We start from the raw sequence: 732 nt of genomic DNA, 5'->3' as shown, positions 1-732 counted from the left end.
ACATTACGCGTGCATCGGGCGGTTTTGCCATGCTGTCGGTCGATCAGCGCGAAGCCATGCGCATGATGTTTGCCGCGGCTGGCGCACCCGCTCCAGTAGCCGATAGCGTTTTAACTGATTTCAAAGTTAACGCCGCGAAGACTCTTTCACCTTATGCATCGGCGATTCTGGTAGATCAACAATTCTGCTACCGCCAGGTGGTTGAGCAAAACGCGATTGCCAAAAGTTGCGCCATGATTGTCGCCGCCGATGAGTTCATTCCTGGCAACGGTATTCCGGTAGATAGCGTAGTCATTGACCGCAAAATCAACCCGCAACAAATCAACCAAGACGGTGGCAAAGCCTTAAAACTGCTGGTGCTGTGGCGTAGTGATGAAGATGCGCAGCAACGCCTGGATATGGTGAAAGAGTTCAATGAACTGTGCCACTCACACGGTCTGGTGAGCATCATTGAGCCAGTCGTTCGTCCGCCGCGTCGTGGCGATAAATTCGATCGCGAACAAGCGATCATCGATGCTGCCAAAGAGCTGGGCGACAGTGGCGCTGACCTCTACAAAGTTGAAATGCCGCTTTACGGTAAAGGTCCGCAACAAGAGCTTCTCAGTGCTTCACAACGTCTGAATGACCATATCAATATGCCGTGGGTGATACTTTCTTCCGGTGTCGACGAAAAACTGTTCCCGCGTGCCGTACGCGTGGCAATGACAGCGGGTGCATCGGGCTTCCTGGCTG

1 protein-coding gene is annotated in these 732 nt (G+C 53.1%); it reads left to right on the top strand.

The window, feature by feature from the left end; genetic code table 11:
• Positions 1-2: 2 nt before the first annotated feature.
• A partial coding sequence (gene yihT, locus AC5O77_RS21795; RefSeq protein WP_494507177.1) for a sulfofructosephosphate aldolase occupies positions 3-732 on the top strand: 730 nt, incomplete at its 3' end.

Source organism: Stenotrophomonas sp. INTA L402-1, from assembly GCF_059295135.1.
The sequence above is the reverse complement of the archived record's forward strand: the minus strand, read 5'-3'. Positions and strand labels throughout refer to the sequence as shown.